Source organism: Chelatococcus sp. KU-N122 (assembly GCF_055391085.1).
In genome coordinates this window covers 1,442,123-1,462,057 of sequence record NZ_AP043981.1, presented here as the reverse complement: position 1 = coordinate 1,462,057, position 19,935 = coordinate 1,442,123, and the positions used below count along the sequence as shown (strand labels likewise).

21 protein-coding genes, 1 tRNA gene and 1 pseudogene are annotated in these 19,935 nt (G+C 70.6%); 16 read left to right on the top strand and 7 right to left on the bottom strand.

Annotation, left to right across the window (positions count from 1 at the left end; genetic code table 11):
- Positions 1–55 precede the first annotated feature (55 nt).
- The gene (ftsY, locus tag ACZ5PO_RS06550) at positions 56–1,294 is read right to left on the bottom strand and encodes a signal recognition particle-docking protein FtsY (RefSeq protein ID WP_464191485.1); all 1,239 of its coding nucleotides are present in this window, start codon (positions 1,292–1,294) and stop codon (positions 56–58) included.
- A 66-nt stretch (positions 1,295–1,360) separates the two neighbouring features.
- Between ftsY and ACZ5PO_RS06545 the strand changes: the two genes are divergently transcribed.
- From ACZ5PO_RS06545 to ACZ5PO_RS06515, 7 genes are all read left to right on the top strand, one after another.
- Positions 1,361–2,095 carry an RluA family pseudouridine synthase gene (locus ACZ5PO_RS06545; RefSeq protein WP_464191483.1) on the top strand — a complete coding sequence of 245 codons (735 nt, stop codon included), beginning with the start codon at positions 1,361–1,363 and terminating at the stop codon, positions 2,093–2,095.
- A 197-nt stretch (positions 2,096–2,292) separates the two neighbouring features.
- Positions 2,293–2,583, top strand: a complete 291-nt coding sequence (locus ACZ5PO_RS06540) for a YggT family protein (RefSeq protein ID WP_464196714.1) — start codon at positions 2,293–2,295, stop codon at positions 2,581–2,583.
- Positions 2,584–2,593: 10 nt separating this feature from the next.
- Positions 2,594–2,920: a DUF167 family protein gene (locus ACZ5PO_RS06535; RefSeq protein ID WP_464196712.1), complete on the top strand. Its 327-nt coding sequence runs from the start codon at positions 2,594–2,596 to the stop codon at positions 2,918–2,920.
- Positions 2,917–3,807, top strand: coding sequence for a bifunctional methylenetetrahydrofolate dehydrogenase/methenyltetrahydrofolate cyclohydrolase FolD (folD, locus tag ACZ5PO_RS06530; protein WP_464191481.1), 891 nt, complete (start codon positions 2,917–2,919; stop codon positions 3,805–3,807). Before ACZ5PO_RS06535 ends, folD begins: the two co-directional genes overlap by 4 nt.
- A 299-nt stretch (positions 3,808–4,106) precedes the next feature.
- Entirely contained in the window at positions 4,107–4,910 is an 804-nt protein-coding gene (locus ACZ5PO_RS06525; RefSeq protein WP_464191478.1) for a phytanoyl-CoA dioxygenase family protein, read from the top strand.
- A 94-nt stretch (positions 4,911–5,004) separates the two neighbouring features.
- Positions 5,005–6,309: a dual-specificity RNA methyltransferase RlmN gene (rlmN, locus tag ACZ5PO_RS06520; RefSeq protein WP_464191476.1), complete on the top strand. Its 1,305-nt coding sequence runs from the start codon at positions 5,005–5,007 to the stop codon at positions 6,307–6,309.
- 3 nt (positions 6,310–6,312) lie between these two features.
- Positions 6,313–6,816, top strand: a complete 504-nt coding sequence (locus tag ACZ5PO_RS06515; RefSeq protein WP_464191474.1) for a hypothetical protein — start codon at positions 6,313–6,315, stop codon at positions 6,814–6,816.
- Here ACZ5PO_RS06515 and ACZ5PO_RS06510 read toward each other — a convergent pair.
- A complete protein-coding gene (locus ACZ5PO_RS06510; protein ID WP_464191472.1) occupies positions 6,788–7,429 on the bottom strand; it encodes a LysE family translocator in 642 nt (213 codons plus the stop codon). The genes ACZ5PO_RS06515 and ACZ5PO_RS06510 overlap by 29 nt on opposite strands.
- 46 nt (positions 7,430–7,475) lie before the next feature.
- On the opposite strand from ACZ5PO_RS06510, the gene ACZ5PO_RS06505 reads away from it, so the two are divergent.
- The 5 genes and pseudogenes from ACZ5PO_RS06505 (at position 7,476) to ggt (ending at position 12,477) form a co-directional block, all read left to right on the top strand.
- Positions 7,476–7,952, top strand: a complete 477-nt coding sequence (locus ACZ5PO_RS06505; protein WP_464191470.1) for an SRPBCC domain-containing protein — start codon at positions 7,476–7,478, stop codon at positions 7,950–7,952.
- A gap of 241 nt (positions 7,953–8,193) precedes the next feature.
- Positions 8,194–8,750 (top strand): annotated as a pseudogene (locus tag ACZ5PO_RS06500) (LemA family protein).
- Between the two features lie 418 nt (positions 8,751–9,168).
- Positions 9,169–9,987: a TPM domain-containing protein gene (locus ACZ5PO_RS06495; protein WP_464196710.1), complete on the top strand. Its 819-nt coding sequence runs from the start codon at positions 9,169–9,171 to the stop codon at positions 9,985–9,987.
- A 9-nt stretch (positions 9,988–9,996) separates the two neighbouring features.
- Positions 9,997–10,605 (top strand): TPM domain-containing protein, encoded by a 609-nt coding sequence (locus ACZ5PO_RS06490; protein WP_464191468.1) that lies wholly within the window; start codon positions 9,997–9,999, stop codon positions 10,603–10,605.
- A gap of 69 nt (positions 10,606–10,674) precedes the next feature.
- Positions 10,675–12,477 carry a gamma-glutamyltransferase gene (gene ggt / locus ACZ5PO_RS06485; RefSeq protein WP_464191466.1) on the top strand — a complete coding sequence of 601 codons (1,803 nt, stop codon included), beginning with the start codon at positions 10,675–10,677 and terminating at the stop codon, positions 12,475–12,477.
- A gap of 152 nt (positions 12,478–12,629) precedes the next feature.
- Here the strand turns inward: ggt and ACZ5PO_RS06480 are convergent, their stop codons facing one another.
- The 4 genes from ACZ5PO_RS06480 to dapF form a co-directional block, all read right to left on the bottom strand.
- Complete coding sequence (locus tag ACZ5PO_RS06480) at positions 12,630–12,986, bottom strand: DUF6481 family protein (RefSeq protein ID WP_464191464.1); 357 nt, start codon at positions 12,984–12,986, stop codon at positions 12,630–12,632.
- Between the two features lie 144 nt (positions 12,987–13,130).
- Positions 13,131–13,206 (bottom strand) — tRNA-Ala (locus ACZ5PO_RS06475).
- Positions 13,207–13,281: 75 nt separating this feature from the next.
- Positions 13,282–14,541, bottom strand: coding sequence for a tRNA (N(6)-L-threonylcarbamoyladenosine(37)-C(2))-methylthiotransferase MtaB (mtaB, locus tag ACZ5PO_RS06470; RefSeq protein WP_464191462.1), 1,260 nt, complete (start codon positions 14,539–14,541; stop codon positions 13,282–13,284).
- Positions 14,538–15,413, bottom strand: coding sequence for a diaminopimelate epimerase (dapF, locus tag ACZ5PO_RS06465; RefSeq protein WP_464191460.1), 876 nt, complete (start codon positions 15,411–15,413; stop codon positions 14,538–14,540). Before dapF ends, mtaB begins: the two co-directional genes overlap by 4 nt.
- Before the next feature lie 213 nt (positions 15,414–15,626).
- On the opposite strand from dapF, the gene ACZ5PO_RS06460 reads away from it, so the two are divergent.
- Positions 15,627–16,385, top strand: a complete 759-nt coding sequence (locus ACZ5PO_RS06460) for a GyrI-like domain-containing protein (RefSeq protein ID WP_464191458.1) — start codon at positions 15,627–15,629, stop codon at positions 16,383–16,385.
- 84 nt (positions 16,386–16,469) lie between these two features.
- On the opposite strand, the gene ACZ5PO_RS06455 is transcribed toward ACZ5PO_RS06460, so the two are convergent.
- A complete protein-coding gene (locus ACZ5PO_RS06455; RefSeq protein WP_464191455.1) occupies positions 16,470–17,546 on the bottom strand; it encodes an MBL fold metallo-hydrolase in 1,077 nt (358 codons plus the stop codon).
- Positions 17,547–17,559: 13 nt separating this feature from the next.
- On the opposite strand from ACZ5PO_RS06455, the gene ACZ5PO_RS06450 reads away from it, so the two are divergent.
- The 3 genes from ACZ5PO_RS06450 to ACZ5PO_RS06440 are packed head-to-tail and all read left to right on the top strand — an operon-like array spanning position 17,560 to position 19,633.
- Entirely contained in the window at positions 17,560–17,973 is a 414-nt protein-coding gene (locus ACZ5PO_RS06450) for a DUF488 domain-containing protein (protein WP_464196708.1), read from the top strand.
- A gap of 55 nt (positions 17,974–18,028) precedes the next feature.
- A complete protein-coding gene (locus ACZ5PO_RS06445) occupies positions 18,029–18,805 on the top strand; it encodes a VOC family protein (RefSeq protein WP_464191453.1) in 777 nt (258 codons plus the stop codon).
- Between the two features lie 9 nt (positions 18,806–18,814).
- Positions 18,815–19,633: an aminoglycoside phosphotransferase family protein gene (locus tag ACZ5PO_RS06440; protein ID WP_464191450.1), complete on the top strand. Its 819-nt coding sequence runs from the start codon at positions 18,815–18,817 to the stop codon at positions 19,631–19,633.
- Positions 19,634–19,935 lie beyond the last annotated feature (302 nt).

Below are 19,935 nucleotides of genomic sequence, written 5' to 3'. Positions count from 1 at the left end.
TAGGGGTGGGGGGGCGGCCCAGCCTGCGCTATGCTTTCAGAACAGGAACTTATCCTTACTCCAGCCCGGCGATGGCGCGGGCGAAGTCGGCCGCCTTGAAGGGCTCCAGGTCGTCGACGCCTTCGCCGACGCCGATGAAGTGGACGGGCAGGCCGCTCTTGGCGGCGATGGCGACGAGGATGCCGCCGCGGGCGGTGCCGTCGAGCTTGGTCATGACGAGGCCGGTGACGCCCGCCGTCTGACCAAAGATCTCCACCTGGTTCATGGCGTTCTGGCCGGTGGTGGCGTCGAGCACCAGCAGCACCGCATGCGGGGCGGTATCGTCGAGCTTCTTCAGCACGCGCACGATCTTATCGAGCTCGGCCATCAGGCCCGCCTTGTTCTGCAGGCGGCCGGCGGTGTCGACGAGCAGGACGTCGGTTGCGGCCTCCTGCGCCGCCTTCAGCGCGTCGAAGGCGAGCCCCGCGGCGTCGGACCCTTGCGCACGGGCGACGACGGCGGAGCCGGTGCGCTCGCCCCAGACCTTGAGCTGCTCGATCGCGGCGGCCCGGAAGGTGTCGCCCGCCGCCAGCATGACCGAGCGGCCCTCCTGCCGGAATTTCTGGGCGAGCTTGCCGATCGTGGTGGTCTTGCCGGAGCCGTTGACGCCGACCATGAGCACGACGAACGGCTTCTTGGCCGGGTCGACGGCGAGCGGCACGGCGACCGGCGTCAGCGTGGCTTCCACCTCGCGCGCCAGTACCGCCTTCACCTCGTCCGGAGCGATCTCCTTGTCGTAGCGGCCGGTGCCGACGGCCTTGACGATGCGGGCGGCGGTGTCGAGGCCGAGGTCGGCCTGGATCAGGATGTCCTCCAGATCCTCGAGCGCGGCTGCATCCAGCTTGCGCTTGGTGAACAGGTCGCCGATCCCCGTGCCGAGCGACGAGGAGGTGCGCGACAGTCCGCTCTTGAGCCGCTGCCACCAGCTGGCGCGGGCCGGCGCCTGCTGCGGGGCGGGCGTCGGTGGGGCCGAAGCAGGCGGCGGCTCGGGGGGCGCCTCGATGGGGGTGGACGGCTCCGCCACGGCATCCGGTCCGATTACGGCATCCGATTGCGCAACCGCATTGGTCTCCGCGACGACGGCCGGCGCCGGAGCAGGCACCTCCGCCTCGACGGCCCCGACCGGCGACGCTGCCGGCACAGTCTGAGCGGCGCCGTCCGCTGCCGCCTCGCGATCCGTCACGTCCTGCGGCCGCGGCTTGGCCTCGCCGCCGAAGAGGCGCGAGAAGAAGCCCTTCTTGTCGCTCGTGCTCATGTCGTCCCCGGGGCAACCGAAACGGTCCCTTGCGCCGATACCTAAGCCCGGCTAGCTGCAAACGCCATGACCGAGGACGAATTGCGCACCGCGTTGCCGCAGCGGCTGCTGTATCGCGACGGACTGATGCTCATCGTCGACAAGCCGGCGGGCATCCCCGTGCACCGCGGGCCCAAGGCGGCGGATTGGCAGAACGGGCCGGCGCTCGAGGCGGCCTTCGATGCCTTGCAATTCGGCCTGCCGCGGCCTCCGGCGCTGGCCCACCGGCTCGATCGCGACACCTCCGGCTGCCTCGTGCTCGGGCGCCATCGCAAGGCGCTGGAGCGCTTGTTCCACCTGTTCAAGGAGGGCCGCGTCGACAAGACCTACTGGGCCGTCGTCGACGGCGGGCCGGACGACGACGAGGGCCTGATCGATCTGCCGCTCGGGCGGCGCGACGCCAGCCGTGGCTGGTGGATGAAGGTCGACGAGGCCGGGCAGCCGGCGCAGACGCGCTGGCGCCTGCGCGGCCGCTCGACGGGCGACGGGCCGCGGCTCGCCTGGCTGGAGCTCATGCCGCTCACCGGCCGCACCCACCAGCTCAGGGTCCACTGCGCAGCCATGGGCTGGCCGATCGTCGGCGATGCCGTGTACGGGACAGCGCCCCGCTTCGGCGGGCCCGGCCTGCACCTGCATGCCCGTGCCGTCGCCGTGCCGCTCTATCCCGGCAAGCCGCCGATCGCCGCCGAGGCGCCGGTCCCCGGCCATATGGCCGGGCGGTTCGGGGCCTGTGGCTGGGGCGAGCCGGGACAAGCCGACTGACGTGCAGACGATTCTGCTCGCACGGCGTGTGCAGACGGCCTGTGTCACCGCAAGGATTGCGTCGCCGCCCGACAAATCTTCGGCCGAAGCGCCGCGACCCGGACAATGCGGCGTCGCACGCCCTTGTGGCAGGCGGCCGGCGCAGGTAGAGGAGGCGGCATTCCTTGCAGCCTTCATCTTTGCAGCAGGTCGGACCGATGCGCGCCCTTCTCGACGTCCTGATGCTGGTTCTCAACCTCTACGTCTACGTGCTGATCGCGTCGGCCATTCTGAGCTGGCTGATCGCTTTCGACGTCATCAACATCCGCAACGACATCGTCCGCGGCATCTGGAATTTCCTGGTGCAGATCACCGAGCCGCTGCTGAGGCCGATCCGCAACATCCTGCCGAACCTGGGCGGCGTCGACGTCTCGCCGGTGATCCTGCTGCTGATCATCTTCTTCATCCAGCAGGTGATCAACCGCTACATCTATCCCGCAGTCTGGTGAGGCCGTCCCGCTGACCGGCGATCCTTGGGCCCTCGAGCAGGGGCGACTGCGGCTGCTGGTGCGGCTGACCCCGAAAAGCGCCCGCGACGACCTTGTCGGCATCGAGCAACTGGCGGACGGGCGCGCCGTCGTGAAGGCGCGGGTGCGCGCCGTGCCGGAGGACGGCGCGGCCAACGCGGCGCTGGTCAAGGTCGTGGCCAAGGCCGCAGGGGTGGCGCCGTCGCAGGTGACGATCGCGTCCGGGCACACCGCCCGCCTGAAGACGTTGCTCATCGCGGGCGATCCGCCCGCGTTACGGACGGCCCTGTCGGCCGCAGTCGGAGGTAAGAGACCATGACCGCCACCATCATCGACGGCAAAGCTTTTGCTGCGGGCCTGCGCCAGCGCATCGCGACCGCGGTGACCGGTATGGGCGGTCGCGGTATCGTGCCGGGCCTTGCCGTCGTCCTCGTCGGCAACGATCCGGCGAGCGAGGTCTACGTCGGCAGCAAGGCCAAGATGACGGTGGAAGTCGGCATGCGCTCGTTCAAGCACGTGCTGCCCGCCGACGTGCCGCAGGCGGACCTCATCGCGCTGGTCGCACGGCTCAATGCCGATCCGGAGGTGGACGGCATCCTGGTGCAGCTGCCGCTGCCGGCCGGCCTCGATGCCGAGCCGGTGATCGCCGCGATCGATCCGGACAAGGACGTGGACGGCCTCACCAACACCAATGCCGGCCGTCTCGCCAACGGCCGTCCCGGCCTGGTGCCGTGTACGCCGCTCGGCTCGATGATGCTGATCCGCTCGGCGGTGCCGGACCTGGCCGGCGCCGAAGCCGTCGTGGTGGGGCGCTCCAACCTGGTCGGCAAGCCGATCGCGCAATTGCTGCTGGCGGCCAACGCCACCGTCACCGTCGCCCATTCGCGCACGCGCGATCTCGCCGCCGTGTGCCGGCGCGCGGACATCCTCGTCGCCGCCGTCGGCCGGCCGGAGATGATTCGCGGCGACTTCATCAAGCCCGGCGCCGTGGTCATCGACGTCGGCATCAACCGCATCCCGGCGCCGGAGCGCGGCGAGGGCAAGACGCGGCTGGTCGGCGACGTGGCCTTCGACGAGGCCGCGGCCGTCGCCTCCGCCGTCACGCCCGTGCCGGGCGGCGTCGGGCCGATGACGATCGGCTGCCTGCTCGCCAACACGGTCACCGCTGCCCACCTGCGCCGCGGCCTGGAGCCGCCGGTGCTGTAGGGGGCGCAGTGGGCGTCGAGGTCGCCCCCTCGCCCCCGCTTGCGGGGAGAGGGAGGGCGGCTTCCCGCGCGGCGTGACGGGTCCCTTGGATTGACGGCCCGCCCCTGATGCCCTCTGATGAACAGTCGCGGTCAGCGGATGCGGCTGCGCGGGAAATTCGTGTCGCCATGCAGATGTTCGCTTTCGATTTCGCGTCGGCCTTCTTCCTCGCCTGAGCGGGCTGCTCGCCGCCCGGGCGAGCGCAAGCGGGGTGGGACGACGTCCCCTCCAGGGCCGACCGCTATCGAACGAGATCATCCATGCACAAGGACACCAGCGCCCGCGCGTTGACCGACGCGCACGTCGGCCAGTTCATTCAAGACGGCTTCGTCAGGATCGACTGCGCCTTTCCACGCGAGGTCGCAGACGCGGCACGGGCCATCCTGTGGAAGGACACGGGCTGCGACCCAGACGACCCGACGACCTGGACCAAGCCGGTCATCCGGCTGTGGGAATATGCGCAGGAGCCGTTCAGGCAGGCGGCCAACACGCCGGCTCTGCTGGCGGCCTTCGACCAGCTCGTCGGGCCCGGGCGATGGATTCCGCGTCGCAGCCTCGGCTCGTTTCCGATCCGCTTTCCCTTGCCCGACGATCCAGGCGACACCGGCTGGCACATCGACGTGAGTTTTGGGCACGACACGCCCGATTTCATGGACTGGCGCGCCAACATCACCTCGAAGGGGCGGGCGCTCCTCATGCTGTTCCTGTTCTCGGACGTGGGCGAGCGCGACGCCCCCACGCGCATCCGCGCTGGCTCCCACCTCGATATGGCGCGCCGGCTGGCACCCGCCGGCGAGGCCGGCTGCTCCTTGCGCGAGCTCGCGGCGACGGGCTTCGCCGAGTCCGCTCACCGACCGGAGGTGCGAGCGGTCGGGGAAGCGGGCACCGTGTATCTGTGCCATCCCTTCCTCGTCCACGCCGCTCAGCCGCACCGGGGAGCGACGCCGCGCTTCCTGGCACAGCCTCCGCTGCATCCTTGCGAGCCGCTGAAGCTCGACCGGGAGGACGGGGCCTACTCTCCCGTCGAGGCGGCCATCAGGCGGGCGCTGGGTAGCTCGACCTGAGCGCGGCAACTCGTAAAGTGGCCAATAATCACCACATGTCGTAGGATAGCACTTTGACGCGGCCGTTTCCGGCCGCGCTTTGCTTTGGACCACCATGACCTTGTCGCTCGATCAGGCTCGGCCGTCGCTGGCTGCTGGCGGCCTTCAGGCCCCACCTCGACCGGCTGTGACCGGCGCCACGGCCGCGCGGCCGTCGCTCGCCGGCATGACGCGCGAGGAGATGCGCGCGGCGCTCCACGCCATCGGCGTGCCCGAACGCGAGCTGCGCATGCGGGTGGCCCAGCTGTGGCATTGGGTCTACCTGCGCGGCGCGACCGATTTCGCCGCCATGACGACGATCGGCAAGGGCCTGCGTGCCGAGCTCGCGGCGGCCTTCACGCTCGAGCGGCCGCAGGTGGTGTCCGAGCAGATCTCCAGCGACGGCACCCGCAAATGGCTGCTGCGCATGCCGCCGCAGGGCGCCCACGACCGCGGCGCCGAGATCGAGTGCGTCTACATTCCCGAGCCCGACCGCGGCACCCTGTGCGTATCGAGCCAGGTCGGCTGCACGCTCACCTGCTCGTTCTGCCACACCGGCACGCAGAAGCTGGTCCGCAACCTCTCCACGGCCGAGATCGTCGGCCAGGTGATGGTGGCCCGCGACCGGCTGGGCGACTGGTCGGCGGCGGGGCCGAACAAGGCGGCGGCCCGGCCCGGCGCGGCGGGCGACGACGATGACGCTCCCGCCGGCCGGCTCGTCACCAACATCGTGCTCATGGGCATGGGCGAGCCGCTCTACAATTTCGACAACGTCAGGGCCGCCGTCGACGTCGTCGCCGACGGCGAAGGCATCTCGCTGGGCAAGCGCCGCATCACGCTGTCGACGGCCGGCGTGGCGCCGCGAATCCCCGAGGCCGGCGCCGATATCGGCACCATGCTGGCGATCTCGCTGCACGCCACCCGCGACGAGGTGCGCGACGTGCTGGTGCCGCTCAATAAGAAGTATCCGATCGCCGAGCTGCTGGCCGCCTGCCGCGCCTATCCAGGCCTCTCCAACGCCAGGCGCATCACCTTCGAATACGTGATGCTGAAGGGCGTCAACGACAGCCCGGCGGAGGCGCGCGAGCTGGTGCGGCTGCTCAAGGGCATCCCGGCCAAGATCAACCTGATCCCGTTCAATCCCTGGCCGGGCACCCGCTACGACTGCTCGGACTGGGACACCATCGAGGCCTTTTCGGAGATCGTGTTCAAGGCCGGCTACGCCAGCCCGGTGCGGACGCCGCGCGGCCGCGACATCCTGGCCGCCTGCGGCCAGCTGAAGAGCGAGACCGAGAAGCTCAGGGCGCGGGCCCGGCTCATGCTGGAGGCGGGCGAGCCCGCGGCGGATCGGACGGACACCGCCGATCGAGACATGCCCTAGCCCATGCGGGTGATCGGCCGCGCCTTCGTCATCCTCATCGGGCTCTGCGTCGCCCTCGCGGTCGGCGCGATCGTCTTCGTCGCGGCCGTGGTGCTGGAGCCCTCGTTCGCCCGCATCATCGCTTATGTGGCCCAGACCGGCATCGCCGCGGCCTTCGATGCGCTGTTCCAGGCGGAGACGCCGGACGAAATCATCGGCGTGCTGTTCACGCTCTGGAGCATGATGGCGATCCTGCTCGGCGGACCGCCGACCCTGATCGCCTTGATCGGCGAGGTGGCGCGGATCGGCTCCTTCGTCTGGTACGCCGGCGCGACGGGGCTGGCGACGGCGGCCTTGCCGTGGGTGCTGCGCGGCGGCGTCGGCATGGCATCGCCGGCGGAGATCCGGGTGACGCTGGGCCTGTTCCTGGTGGGGGCCGCCTCGGGCCTCGCCTATTGGCTCGTCGCCGGCCGCTCGGCCGACGACCGGCCCACTGCGATCAGCGGCCCTGCATCGCCAGCACCTTGATGGCGAAGGCGCCGAACAGGCTGGCGAAGAGGTAGTCCAGGGCGCGCACGATCAGCGGGCGGCGTCGGAGAGCGCCGACCACGCGGTGGGCCGCGGCGATCAGGGCAATGCCCAGCGGCAGCGTCAGCCCGACGAAATAGACGCCGAGGAAGGCCAGCTTGGTGGCGGCATGTGGGTCGTCGGCGCTGACGAACTGCGGCAGGAAGGTCACGAAGAACAGCACGATCTTCGGGTTGGTGAGATTGATGCCGAGGCCCGTCAGGTAGGATTGCCACAGCGTCGACCGCCGGCCCGGGGCGTCGCGGACCGTGAGCGCCGAGCCATGCCGGATGGCGCTGACGGCGAGCCACAGCAGATAGATGGCGCCGACGACCTTCAGGATGGTGAAGGCGATCGGCGAGGCGGCCAGCAGCGCCGAGACGCCGACCGCGGCGAGCAGCGTGTGCAGCAGGCAGCCGGTCGAGGTGCCGAGGCAGGCGGCGACGGCGGCGCGGCGGCCCTCGGCGAGGGTCTTGGCCAGGAACAGGCTCATGTCCGGCCCCGGCGTGATGAACAGCACCAGGCAGGCGAGGGTGTAGGAGGCCAAAACGGCGATGTCGGGCACGGCATGCATGGCCACTGATCTCCCATCCGGAGTCGATGATGGCGAGGGACATCCCATGAGCCCAGCGCATACGAGGACATCCACCCGTGCATCGCAGGTCATCCCGGCCCGCCCCGAGGAGGTCTACGGCGCGTTTCTCGATCCCGTGGCCCTTGCCGCGTGGCTGCCGCCTGGGGACATGACGGGCCGGATCCACGCCTTCGACGGGCGCGTCGGCGGTGGCTACCGCATGTCGCTGTTCTACCCGCAGACTGAACGCGTCTTTCGCGGCAAGACGGCGGAGCGGGAGGATATGGTCACGGTGCGGTTCGTGGAGCTGGTGGCGCCACGCCGGATCGTCGAAGCTGTCCGCTTCCATACCGCCGATCCGGCTTTGCTCGGCGAGATGACGTTGGCGGCGACGTTCGAGGCGGTGGCCGGCGGCACCGACGTCACGATCGCGTGCACCGATCTGCCACCGGGCCTCGCCGCGGCGGACAACGAGGCCGGTTCGCGCCTGTCGCTGGAGCAGCTTGCGCGCCGCTTCGCATGACGGCGCCGGGCGCCGGGATTGCCGGCCCGCGCCCGGTCTGCCGCCTGCTGCTGTCGCTGCTGCTCAAAAATCTGTCAGCCCAGCCTAGGTTTCGCGGCCTATTTGCTCTATGTCGAAACCGTCTGTCCGCTGGGCGGCCAGAGGCCATTGTTGGCTGACGTCGTTATGATCGATCGATAATAGCCGCAGGAGGTGTGCCGTGCTCAAGCTGCCCCGTCTCCAGGTGGTCTTTGCCGCCTTGATGCTGTCGCTGCCGCTTGCCGGCTGCGGTGCGATCAACGCCGTGCCCACCATGGAGCAACAGGCCAAAGCGGCGTGGAGTGAGGTGCAGAACCAGTATCAGCGCCGCGCTGACCTCATCCCCAATCTGGTCGAGACCGTGAAGGGTTACGCCCAGCAGGAGAAGGACACGCTGACCCAGGTGATCGAGGCGCGCGCCAAGGCCACCCAGGTGCAGGTCGATGCCTCCACCGTGACCGACCCGGCGAAGTTCAAGCAGTTCCAGGATGCGCAGAACAACCTCACCGGCGCGCTCGGCCGCCTGCTGGTCTCGGTGGAGCGCTACCCCGACCTGAAGTCGAACCAGAACTTCCTGGCGCTGCAATCGCAGCTCGAGGGCACCGAGAACCGCATCGCCGTCGCCAGGCGCGACTACATCGAGGCGGTCCGCGCCTACAACACCGAGATCACTACCATCCCCGGGCCTGGATCGCCAGGATCCTGTATCCCTCGTCCAAGCCGATGGAGACGTTCGCGGCCACCGCCGGCTCGGATCGGCCGCCGGCGGTCAAGTTCTAGAGCGCTTTGCGATTGGGTGGACTCACCCAATCGCGAGAAAGCGCTTCAGATTCAAAAGACGATGAGCATTTCTCGGCCATTGGATGGGTCCATCCAATGGCGAAATGCTCTAGGGCGCTTTCCCGGTCAGCGAGGTCGTCTGATCGGCTGGAAGTGGTCCAATGCCTTGAACTGGAGCGCGTCACGATCCGGTGAGCCTCGATCGCGACGCGCTCCAAGCATCGCTTCGACGTTCACGTTCGAGGAGCAGGCTGATGCTCGACCAGGAAGCCGGAGCGGCCGTTCTGACTGCGTCAGAACGCGGGCCGCTCTGATCTTGCGCGGGCCTCCGGTGCGCGGTGTTGCGCGTCGCGGCGAGCTGCGGCGGCCCGGCCCCGGGCTCCTGGCGGCTGTCCGTGGCCTCGTCATTGCCCGGGCGCTGCTGGCCTGGGCGCTGCTGGCCTGGGCGGTGCTGCTGCTCGCTGCCGCGGTGCAGCCGGCGGCGGCGGCCGATCCGGCGTTTCCGGCGCTCACCGGCCGCGTCGTCGATGCGGCCAACATCCTCGATCCGGCCGCGCGCCAGAAGATCTCCGACAAGCTCGCCGCCTACGAAGGCAAGACCACCGACCAGGTGGTGGTGGCCACCGTCCCGTCGCTCGGCGACCTGACGATCGAGGATTACGCCAATCGCCTCTACCGCCATTGGGCGCTCGGCACCAAGGACAAGGACAACGGCGTGCTGTTCGTCGTGGCCCCGAACGAGCGCAAGGTGCGCATCGAGGTGGGCTACGGCCTGGAAGGCGCGCTGACGGACGCCTTGTCCAAGGTGATCATCACCACGGCCGTCGCGCCGCGCTTCAAGCAGGGCGACTACGCCGGCGGCGTCGAAGCGGGCGTCGATGCGATCGTCAACATCCTCTCCGGCGACGCCGAGGAATGGCAGCGCCGGGCGCCGCCGCCGCGCGAGCCGGCCGAGGACAACGAGCAGCTCGTCCACATCTTCATCTACATCATCGTCATGATGGTGATCATCTGGATCGTCTCGCGCCGCGGCGGCGGCGGTGGCCGCGGCGGGCCGGGCATGCACCGGCGCACCAACGGCAACTGGGGCCCGGTCATCCTGCCGCCCATGGGCGGCGGCTGGGGTGGTGGCGGTGGTGGCGGTGGCTGGGGCGGTGGCGGAGGTTTCGGAGGCGGCGGTGGGTTCTCGGGCGGCGGCGGCTCCTCCGGTGGCGGCGGCGCCTCCGGCGATTGGTGAGGGCGAAGCATGCTGAGCCAGGAGGAACGGGATCGCATCGCCACCGCCGTCGCGGCGGCGGAGCGGACGACCTCGGGCGAGATCGTCTGCGTGGTCACCCGCCGCGCCAGCTCCTACCGCAGCTTCGCCGTGGCGGTGACGGCGGCCATCGGCTTCGCCGTGCCGATCCCGCTGCTGCTGCTCACCAACATGAGCGCGGAGCGCATCTACCTCATCCAGCTCGCCGTGACCGTGCTGGTCGGTCTCGCCCTCATGTGGATGCCGCTCCGCCTCGCCCTGGTGCCACGGCCGCTCGGCCGGCTGCGGGCGCGGGAGGCTGCCCACCGCCAGTTCGCGGCGCGTGGGCTGGCGGAGACGGAGGACCGCACGGGCGCGCTGATCTTCATCGCCGTCGCCGAGCACTACGCCGAGCTCATCGCCGATGAAGGCATCGCCTCGCGCGTGGAAGCCGAGGTCTGGCGGGAGACGCTGACCGAACTGGTGGAGGACATCCGCGCCGGCCGCATCGGGGACGGCATGGTGGCGGCGGTGGCGCGGGTCGGGACGATCCTGGCGCAGCATCATCCGCCCCGTCCCGACGACAAGAACGAGCTGCCGAACCACGTCATCGTGCTGTGAGCTGAGCGCGCCCCCGGGTGCCGCCTTTTGCCGCTTGGCGCGGGCGCCCGCACCTGTGAAACTGCACGGATGCAGCTCGTCAAGCGCACGGTCGCCGCCGTCACGGTCGCCCTCGCCATGTCGTCCGCCGCGCTGGCGCTGGATGCCGGTCGCGCCCCCGAGGCCGGCCGAAGCGCGGTGCAAGCCCCGGCGGCGCAACCGTTTCAAGCGATCCTCTCGCAGCGGCCCCGCTTTCTGCCGGCGGTGGCCAGCCATGGCATGGTGGCGAGCCAGGAGAGCAAGGCGACGCGAATCGGCGTCGACATCCTGCGCCGCGGCGGCAACGCCGTCGATGCGGCCGTCGCGGTGGGCTTCGCGCTCGCGGTCACCCTGCCGCATGCCGGCAATCTGGGTGGCGGCGGCTTCATGCTGGTCCACCTGGCCAAGGGCGGACCCGACGGCCGGGGCGAGAGCATCGCCATCGACTACCGCGAGACGGCGCCGGCCGCCGCCACCCCCACCATGTTCCTGGATGACAGGGGGGAGCCCGTACCGGAGCGCTCGCGCTTCGGCGGCCTGTCGGTCGGCGTGCCCGGCACCGTGGCCGGCCTCGATCTGGCGCTGGCGCGCTACGGCTCGGGCAAGTTCGGCCGGGCCGAACTGATCGCGCCGGCCATCGCGCTCGCCCGGGACGGTATCGTCGTCGACGAGGATCTCGCCGATACCCTGCCGCGCGCCTCCGCCCGGCTCGGGCGCGATCCGGCGGCGGCGGCGATCTTCCTCAAGGATGGCAGGCCGTTCGTCCGCGGCGAGCGCCTGGTGCAGAGCGATCTGGCGGCGACCCTTGCCGCGATCGCGTCGGGCGGCCCCGAGGCCTTCTACAAGGGCGAGATCGCCGAGAAGATCGCGGCCGGGGTGCAGGGCGCCGGCGGCGTCATGACCGCCGCCGATCTCGTGGGCTACCGGCCCGTCATGCGCGAGCCGGTGCACGGCAGCTATCGCGGCTACGACGTCGTCTCGATGCCGCCGCCGAGCTCCGGCGGTGTGCACCTGATCCAGATCCTCAACCTGCTGGAGACGTTCGAGCTCGGCCCGGCGGATGCGGGCTCGGCCGCGGCGCTGCACCTGATGGCCGAGGCCATGAAGCCGGCGTATGCGGACCGCGCCGCCTGGCTCGGCGATCCGGACCGGGTCAAGGTGCCGGTCGCCGGGCTCATCTCCAAGGCCTATGCGCGGCGCCAGCGGGCCCATATCGATCCCGCTCGGGCCCGCCCGGCCGAGGAGATCAGCGCCGGCGATCCGTTGCCGCACGAGCACGACGAGACTACGCATTTTTCGGTGGTCGACGGCGACGGCAACGCCGTCTCCAATACCTACACGCTCAACCTGTCCTACGGCGCCGCCTTCGTCGCGCCCGGCACCGGCGTGCTGATGAACGACGAAATGGACGACTTCGCCGCCCGGCCCGGCGCCCGCAACATCTACGGGCTGGTCGGTGGCGTGCAGAACACGGTTGCGCCCGGTGCCCGGCCGCTGTCTTCCATGACGCCGACGATGTTGTTCAAGGACGGCCGGCTGGTGCTGGTGACCGGCAGCCCCGGCGGCAGCCGCATCATCACCACGGTGCTGCAGGTGGTCGTCAACGTCATCGACTTCGGCATGAACATCGCCGAGGCCGTGGCGGCGCCCCGCATCCACCACCAATGGCAGCCGGACGCACTCTTCGCCGAAACGGGGCTGTCGCCCGATACGCTGCGGCTGCTCGCCGAGCGCGGCCACAAGGTGGTGGTGGGCGCCACCTCAGGCTCGGCCAACTCGATCCATGTCGCGGACGGCCTGCTCTATGGCGCAGCCGATCCACGCCAGCGCGGAACGCTCGCCGAAGGCTTCTGATTCGGGGGTGTGCCAGGAAGCGGCTGCGAAGCTCGACTCGCCAGCCTTGGGCCAAGCCTAGGATGGGTCCATCCCACGGCGCAATGCTCTAGGCGGCGGTCTGAGCGAGCCCTGTCGCCCACTCGGCCGCCGTCGAAGATCGGGGCCGGGTCTTACTTGCGGCGCGCCTTGCGGGCGGCGTAGCGCGCATCGCGCGCGGCCTTGCGCTCGGCCTCCAGCGCTGCCTCGCGCTCCATGCGCTCCTGGTAGGCGCGCTCTTCCTCCTCCTTGCGGCGGACTTCCTCCTCGGCCGCCCGCGCGGCGCGCTCGGCCGCTTCCGCCGCCTCGCGCGCTTCGCGCTCGGCCTGGCGCGCGGCGCGCGCCTCCAGGATGGCCTGCCGCTCGGCCTGGCGCGCCAGCACGGCGGGATCATCCGCCGTCGGCCGCGCCCTGAAGCGCTCGAGCATCGCCTGCTTGGCGCGCTGGGAGTCGTCCCGCCTGTCGGTGTGCTTGTTCTTGAAGCTGTTCATGGGTCCCATTGAAATTGCCACGCGTGTCGACCGACGCTCGCGCCCCGCGGCACAGGCCTCAAGGTGTCAGAGCCAGACGCTGCGGTGGCTTGGACTTGGGCCCGATGTCGAGACGAGATGCCGCCCTGTCGGACGGCTCAATCCTGGTGGAGCTGAGCGGAATCGAACCGCTGACCTCTGCAGTGCGATTGCAGCGCTCTCCCATCTGAGCTACAGCCCCTGCCAGGGAAGGCGCCTTTTAATGCGTGCCCCGCGCCCGTGTCAATTGCGTTTCGCGCCTTTGCACCCGCCCTTTTCAGGCTGCGATGAGCTGGTGGCCGTCGTGGCCGACGATGGTCACGTCGACGATGCGGCCGTAGGGCTCCGGTCGTGCCAGGCGCACCGGCGTGAACGCCTCGGTGCGGGCCAGCTTGCCCTCGACCAGCACCGCGCGGCGCTGACCCACCTCCCGGTCCAGGTGTCGCCCGAGCGCCACAGCACCGGCCTGGCGCAGACGCTGCGCGCGCTCCCGGATCGCTGCGGGGGGGACCTGCGGCATCCGCGCCGCCGGCGTGCCCGGCCGTGGCGAGAACGGGAAGACGTGCAGGTGCGTGAGCCCGCATTCCTCGACCAGGTCGAGCGAACGGCGGAACATCGCCTCGGTCTCCGTTGGAAAGCCGGCTATGACATCGGCGCCGATGACGACGTCGGGCCGCAGCGCGCGCACCTGGCCGCAGAGGCGGATGGCGTCGGCCCGCCCATGGCGCCGCTTCATCCGCTTGAGGACGAGGTCGTCGCCCGCCTGCAAAGACAGGTGCACGTGGGGCATCAGCCGCGGCTCCTCGGCGAAGGCTTCGAGGAGATCGTCGTCGACCTCGACGGCGTCGATCGACGACAGCCGCAGCCGCGGCAGCTCGAGCACGTGCTTGAGCACCTGGCGGACCAGCGTGCCGAGCCGCGGCCGGCCCGGCAGGTCGTCGCCGTAGCTGGTGATGTCGACGCCGCTGAGCACGACCTCGCCCGCGCCGGCCGCCACCAGCCGGCGGACGTCGTCGACCACGGCGCCCATGGGCACCGAGCGCGAGGGGCCCCGGCCGAAGGGGATGATGCAGAAGGTGCAGCGATGATCGCAGCCGTTCTGCACCTGGACGAAGGCGCGGGCCTTGACCGCATAGCCCGCCGCCAGATGGCTCGCCGTCTCGCGCACCGCCATGATGTCGCCGACGATGGTGCGGCGGAGTTCCGGCCCGTCCGTCTGGGCGAGCGCCCGCCACGTCTCGGGCGCAAGCTTTTCGGCGTTGCCGATGACGCGGGCGACCTGTGGCATGGCGGCGAAGGCGTGGGGCTCGATCTGGGCTGCGCAACCGGTCACGACGATGGTCGCCGCCGGCCGCTCGCGCGCCAGGCGGCGAATCGTCTGCCGCGCCTGGCGCGTCGCCTCGCCGGTCACCGCGCAGGTGTTGACGATCAGCAGCTCGCCGCCGCGGTCGGCGGCGGCGGCCGCCGCGTGACCGCGGATCGCCTCCGATTCCGCTGCGTTGAGACGGCAACCGAAGGTGATGACATCGACGGTCATTCCCCCACGCTTTCGGGCTCACGCAGGAGCACCTCCGGCAGCCGCCCTTCCCATTCCAGCTCGACCGGGCCGGTCATCAGCACGTGCCCGTCGCTCTCGCGCCAGAAGATGTCGAGGTCGCCGCCCGGGAGAGTGATGGTCACCTCGCGTTCGGTCAGCCCGCGCCGGGCGGCGGCCACGGCGGTGGCGCACGCGGCGGTGCCGCAGGCCTTGGTGGGCCCGGCGCCGCGCTCCCACACGCGCAGATCGACGTGGGTGGGCGACATCACCTCCGCGAACGAGACGTTGGCGCGCTCGGGAAACAGCGGGTGGCGCTCCAGCAGTGGCCCGAGGGTGCCCAGGTCATAGCTCATCGGGTCGCGGATGAAGAAGATCAGGTGGGGATTGCCCATGCTGACGGCCGCCGCCGGCCCCAGGGCCGGCCAGCCGGGCACCGGCAGATCGAAGCGGCCGGTGTCGCCGACGTCGTGGGCCAAGGGGATCTGCCGCCAATCGAAGCGCGGCTCCCCCATATCGACGGTGAAGCGCTCGGGCGCGACGCGGCTCGACGTCAGCGTGCCGGACGCCGTCTCGAGCACGAGCTCGTCGGCCCCGCCGTCGCGGGCCAGCGCCCAGGCGACACAGCGCGTACCATTGCCGCAGGCCGCCGAATCGGAGCCGTCGGTGTTGTAGATGCGCATGAATGCGGCCGCCCCCGGCGTGACCGGATCGTGCAGAACCATGAGCTGATCGAAGCGGGAGCCCGGATCGGCGGCAATGGCGCGCGCCTCCTGCGGGGTAACCACATGGGTGGCGCCACGCAGATCCAGCACGACGATCTCGTTGCCGAGGCCGTTCATCTTGAGGAAAGCGTGGTCGTCGAGAGGGCCCATCGATCCGACATGCGGCTGTCTTGCGAATTACGGCAATTATATATGTTCGCAATCGCAAAAAAAGACCCATGGGCGTGCGCCTGACGCCGCGGCTGCGGTCCGTCAACGGAGGCTCGCATCGGCGCGCGATGCGCCATAGATTAGGCGCGAACGGCGTGCCGTCACGCGCGGCAGGAAGCGGCAACGCCCCATCGGTAGAACAGCGGAGTTCGCATGGCACGTCGGCGGCTTTCCAATGGGGCGATCGCGGCCCTCGTCGGCTCGGCATTGCAGGCGGGTGCGCTCGCGGTCCCGGTCGGGGCGTCCGCCCAGACCGTTCAACCGGCGCCCGCGGCGGGCGAGACCGCGCCCAAGCCGCCGGCGGCCGCTCCGGCGCCCACCCCGCCGAGCGCCGACCAGCCGCCGGCACCGACGCCTGCGCCCGCGCCGCCCGCGGCCGCCGACGCAGGTCAGCCACAGGCCGCCGCCGGTCTGCCCACGCTGGTCCCCGGCCCGACCGATTCAGGCAATATCGACGAGGTGGTGCTGCCGGCGAAGCCCGTGGCGGTGCTCTCGGGCAAGGCCACCTGGGACGAGGGCTTCAAGACCATCTTCGATTCGTTCAAGACCATCGAGGCGGAGCTCGCCAAGGCCGGCATCAAGCCCGCCGGGCGGCCGCTCACCGTCTTCATCAACACCGACGACAACGGCTTCAACTTCGAGGCCATGGTGCCGATCGCGGCTGCGCCGGAGGGCAAGACCGAGCTCACGCCCACCATCAAGTTCGGCACCACGCCGTCGGGCAAGGCGCTGCGCTTCACCCACCGCGCGCCCTACGACGATATCGACAACACCTACGAGGCGATCACCGCCTACCTCGACGCCAAGGACATCGCCGTCAAGGATTCGTTCATCGAGGAGTACGGGACGGACCCGAAGGACCCGAGCGACCCGGACCTGCAGATCAACATCTTTGTCCAGCCAAGCGAGTGAGCGCGGGGTCGCGTCTTGAGTTGATGGATGGCCGGGTCAAGCCCGGCCATGACGCGGCTAGGTGCGGGCCCTTCGCTCCCGCCGTCATGGCCGGGCTCGACCCGGCCATCCATCCTCCAAGGAAGCCGTCCCGTTCTCCAGCGCCGGCACCTCCATCACTTCACCCGGCCTGAGCGCGCGGAACCGCTCGGGGGCGATGCCGGCGGCGGCGAGCGCCTGGGCCAGCGCCTCCGGCGGCCGCTCGATGCCCTCGGCCGTGAGGCGGAAGGTGCCCCAATGATGGCCGGCGGCGGAGCCGGCGCCGCAGGCCTCGAAGATCGCCACCGCCTCGGCCGGCTCGACGTGCTGGTCGCGCATGAACCAGCGCGGCTCATAGGCGCCGATCGGCAGATTGGCGTGGCGGATGCGGCCGAACCGGCGGCGGACTTCGGCAAAATGGCGGCCGTCGCCGAAGCCGGTGTCGCCGATGTGGTAGATCGCGCCGTCGGGCGTCTCCAGCACGAAGGCCGCCCACAGCGCCATGCGCCGGTCGCGGACGCCGCGGGCGGACCAATGCACCGCCGGCACCAGGTTGAGCGTCACGTCGGCGCTCAGGGCGACGCGGTCGCCCCAGTCATAGGCCTCGGCTTGGAGCGCGGCGCCGCGCGCCATGATCGCGTCGTTGCCGAGCGGCGTCACGATCCGCGGCCGGTGGCGGCGCGCGACCTCGGCCAGCGTCGCCAGATCCAGATGGTCGTAGTGGTTGTGGGTGACGAGCACGACGTCGATGGGCGGCAGGTCGTCCAGCGCGATGCCGGGCGGGTTGACCCGCCTGGGGCCGGCGAAGCGAAACGGCGAGACGCGCTCCGACCAGACCGGGTCGGTCAGGATGTTGAGGCCGCGGGTCTGCATCAGCAGCGTGGCATGGCCGACCAAGGCGACGCGCAGCCGGCCGCCGTCGACCCGCGCGGGTGGCCGATCGCGAAACGGGCTCGGGAAAAGCTTCGGCCACGGTTCCTTCGGCGCCAGCGTCAGGGCGCGGACGGCCTGCGCGAAGGTCTTGTTCCAGGGCTGCTCGGGATTGAAGAAGCGCGCGCCGTCGAAATGGTCCGAGGCCGGGCCCCGGTAGTAGGGTGGGGTCGCCGCGGCGCGCCGTCTGGACGAGATGGTGTGATCCGCCATGGCGCTAAGGTATATGGGAGCGGCGTCGGAACAAGACGGGAGAGCGCCGGTGATCCGCGTGAAGCGTGTCTATGCGCCGGCCACGGCGGAGGACGGGGCGCGGATCCTCGTCGATCGGCTGTGGCCGCGCGGCTTCGCCAAGGCGTCCGCGCCCTGGGAGCGCTGGATGAAGGAGATCGCGCCGTCCGATGCGCTGCGCAAGCGCGTCCACGCGCTCTCCGAGGCCGGACATGCGGAGCAGGCCTGGGCCGAGTTCGTCGCCGCCTACAGTGAGGAGCTGGACGACCGGCCCGCCGCCGTCGAGGAGCTGCGGACGATCGCCGCCGAGGGGCCGGTGACGCTGCTCTATGCGGCCAAGGACGAAGAGCGCAACAATGCCGTGGCATTGGCGAACTATATGAAGCGGAGGGGGCGCCGCGCCGACTGATCCGGCCGGGATGCGGGCGTGCCGCGGGAAGACCGTCGAACCAGGGAGCAAACGCATGTCGGACACCCAGGGCCGTTTCGTCTGGTACGAATTGATGACCACCGACCGTGCCGCCGCAGAGGCGTTCTACCGCAATGTCGTCGGCTGGGGCGCGCAGCCCGCGCCCAACTCCGAGATCCCCTACGTGCTGTTCACGCACGCGGATATGCCGATGGCCGGGATGATGGACCTGCCGGAAGAGGCCCGCGCCATGGGCGCCCCTCCGGGCTGGATCGGCTACGTCGCCGCCGCCGACGTGGACGCCATGACCGACAAGGTCAAAAGCTTGGGCGGAGCCGTGCACGTGCCGCCGCGCGACATCCCCAACGTCGGCCGCTTCTCCATGGTCGCGGACCCGCAAGGCGGCGCTCTCGGCCTGTTCAAATGGGCCAACCCGATGCCGGAGGCCACGGCCGCGATGGGCGCGCCCGGCCATATCGGCTGGCACGAGCTGATGGCGGCCGACTGGCCGAAGGCCTTCGCCTTCTACAGCGAGCTGTTCGGCTGGACCAAGTCGACGCCGGTCGACATGGGACCGATGGGCACCTACCAGCTGTTCCAGATCGCCGGCACCGATGCCGGCGGCATGTTCAACAAGCCCGAGGCGGTGCCGCAGCCGTTCTGGCTCTACTACTTCAACGTCGACGACATCGACGCGGCCGCCGCGCGGGTGACCGCCGGCGGCGGCCAGATCGCCAACGGGCCGATGGAGGTGCCCGGTGGCGGCTGGATCCTGCAGGGCATGGACCCCCAAGGCGCCATGTTCGCGCTGTTCGGCCCCAAGGCCGGCTGACACGGCAGCGTGCGGACCGGCGAGGACGACGCTGCCTTCGAGCCGTATCTGGCGCGCTGGCGCCTGGTACCGGACGGGGAGCCGATCGTCACGCCCAGCAGCCGGCTGCTGCCGGTCATGCGCGACGGCGAGCCGCTCATGCTCAAGGTCGCCGTCGCGGCCGACGAGAAGTCAGGCAACCGCCTGATGTCCTGGTGGGACGGCGTCGGGGCAGCGCGCGTGCTCGCCGCCGCCGGCGCCGCCATCCTGATGGAGCGCGCCACCGGCGAAGGCTCGCTCGCGCGCATGGCCCGGGACGGACGAGACGAGGAGGCGACGCGGGTGATCTGCGCGGCGGCGGCGCAGGTGCACGCGCCGCGGGCCGTGCCGTGGCCGCAGCTCGTGCCGCTCCCTCAGTGGTTCCGCACGCTGGGTCCGGGCGCGGCACGGCACGGCGGCATCCTCGATCGGTGCGCCGCGGCCGCCGGCGAGCTGCTGGCCTCGCCGCGCGACGTCGGCGTGCTGCACGGCGACATCCACCACGGCAACATCCTCGATTTCGGCCCGCGCGGCTGGCTGGTCATCGATCCCAAGGGGCTCGTGGGCGAGCGCGCCTTCGATTTCGCCAACCTGTTCTGCAACCCCGATCACGCCGTGGCCGCCGATCCGCGCTGCTTGCGCCGCCGCCTCGCCATCGTCGCCGCGGCCGCCCGGCTCGAGCCTCGGCGGCTGCTGCAATGGCTGCTCGCCTGGGCCGGCTTGTCGGCGGTCTGGTCCATGGAGGACGGCCTGTCGCCGGCCACCGCTCTGGCCGTGGCGGAGCTCGCGGCCGCCGAGCTGGCGCGCTGATCCGCCCGAAGAGCAAGGCGTTGCTTGACTTTGCCGGCGCGAGCTTCCATAGAGCCGCGATATTTGCCCGAACTTCCCGTTCGCGAGCCGCCGACCGGTTTGGCCCCAGGCCTGCCGGAGGTCAACGTCCGACAGCGCGTTGCGCCCTCGGGCGCGATCGGTGTTTGGGCCAGAGCATTTCGCCCGCGGATGGTCCCATCCAATGGCGAAACGCTCATAACGTCTTGAGTCTGGAGCGCTTCTCTTGCGATTGGGTGATCCCGCCCAATCGCAAAGCGCTCCGGGGCATGGATCTTCGGGCC

Excerpts from the sequence above, each read along its gene's own strand:
- ACZ5PO_RS06455 (WP_464191455.1), bottom strand. The coding sequence starts at position 17,546 with ATGGCGGATCACACCATCTCGTCCAGACGGCGCGCCGCGGCGACCCCA.
- dapF (WP_464191460.1), bottom strand. The coding sequence starts at position 15,413 with ATGGGCCCTCTCGACGACCACGCTTTCCTCAAGATGAACGGCCTCGGC.
- ACZ5PO_RS06460 (WP_464191458.1), top strand. The coding sequence starts at position 15,627 with ATGGCACGTCGGCGGCTTTCCAATGGGGCGATCGCGGCCCTCGTCGGC.
- ACZ5PO_RS06540 (WP_464196714.1), top strand. The coding sequence starts at position 2,293 with ATGCGCGCCCTTCTCGACGTCCTGATGCTGGTTCTCAACCTCTACGTC.
- ACZ5PO_RS06510 (WP_464191472.1), bottom strand. The coding sequence starts at position 7,429 with ATGCATGCCGTGCCCGACATCGCCGTTTTGGCCTCCTACACCCTCGCC.
- ACZ5PO_RS06490 (WP_464191468.1), top strand. The coding sequence starts at position 9,997 with ATGCTGAGCCAGGAGGAACGGGATCGCATCGCCACCGCCGTCGCGGCG.
- ftsY (WP_464191485.1), bottom strand. The coding sequence starts at position 1,294 with ATGAGCACGAGCGACAAGAAGGGCTTCTTCTCGCGCCTCTTCGGCGGC.
- ACZ5PO_RS06515 (WP_464191474.1), top strand. The coding sequence starts at position 6,313 with ATGCGGGTGATCGGCCGCGCCTTCGTCATCCTCATCGGGCTCTGCGTC.
- ACZ5PO_RS06545 (WP_464191483.1), top strand. The coding sequence starts at position 1,361 with ATGACCGAGGACGAATTGCGCACCGCGTTGCCGCAGCGGCTGCTGTAT.
- ACZ5PO_RS06525 (WP_464191478.1), top strand. The coding sequence starts at position 4,107 with ATGCACAAGGACACCAGCGCCCGCGCGTTGACCGACGCGCACGTCGGC.
- folD (WP_464191481.1), top strand. The coding sequence starts at position 2,917 with ATGACCGCCACCATCATCGACGGCAAAGCTTTTGCTGCGGGCCTGCGC.
- ACZ5PO_RS06445 (WP_464191453.1), top strand. The coding sequence starts at position 18,029 with ATGTCGGACACCCAGGGCCGTTTCGTCTGGTACGAATTGATGACCACC.
- ACZ5PO_RS06505 (WP_464191470.1), top strand. The coding sequence starts at position 7,476 with ATGAGCCCAGCGCATACGAGGACATCCACCCGTGCATCGCAGGTCATC.
- ACZ5PO_RS06450 (WP_464196708.1), top strand. The coding sequence starts at position 17,560 with ATGGGAGCGGCGTCGGAACAAGACGGGAGAGCGCCGGTGATCCGCGTG.
- rlmN (WP_464191476.1), top strand. The coding sequence starts at position 5,005 with ATGACCTTGTCGCTCGATCAGGCTCGGCCGTCGCTGGCTGCTGGCGGC.
- mtaB (WP_464191462.1), bottom strand. The coding sequence starts at position 14,541 with ATGACCGTCGATGTCATCACCTTCGGTTGCCGTCTCAACGCAGCGGAA.
- ggt (WP_464191466.1), top strand. The coding sequence starts at position 10,675 with ATGCAGCTCGTCAAGCGCACGGTCGCCGCCGTCACGGTCGCCCTCGCC.
- ACZ5PO_RS06480 (WP_464191464.1), bottom strand. The coding sequence starts at position 12,986 with ATGAACAGCTTCAAGAACAAGCACACCGACAGGCGGGACGACTCCCAG.